The 420-nt window shown below is 64.0% G+C and carries 1 protein-coding gene; it reads right to left on the reverse strand.

Annotation, left to right across the window (positions count from 1 at the left end; all coding sequences use genetic code 11):
• The coding region (locus EXE42_RS17075) for an MEDS domain-containing protein (protein WP_199240806.1) at window positions 1-420 on the reverse strand (420 nt) is incomplete at both ends.

The raw sequence follows: 420 nt of genomic DNA on the forward strand, positions 1-420 counted from the left end.
GTCGTAAATCACCTGTCGGTGCGTCCGCAACGCCTTTGCTGCCGCCGATCCGTCGAACCGTCGAAGATCGTACTGACACAGCGCGGTTACTGGGTGATCGGGACACGCTGAATCAAACTCGATCTCGAAGTCGACAATCCGCTCGAACGATGCCTCGGCGTCAAACGCCCACGTGTTCTCCCCGGCGAGCCAAAGCCCCTTGTAGCCGTCCAAGGCGCTCTGTTCCGCCTCGGATCGCAGTTCGGAGACGGTGGCGTCAAGGTCGAATCCGCCGTCGAGATACACTGCCGACGCGTCGCGGACGACGAGGTCGCCGGCAGCGGTCCGCGCTGTGACATTGACACCGGCCTCTCGGAGGGCGTCTTCGATCCGCGACGGGGGGTTCGCGTCGGCGAGGTACACGCATCGATGACCGGCCTC

Source organism: Halorubrum sp. SP3, from assembly GCF_005435195.1.
GTDB classification, from domain to species: Archaea; Halobacteriota; Halobacteria; order Halobacteriales; family Haloferacaceae; genus Halorubrum; species Halorubrum sodomense.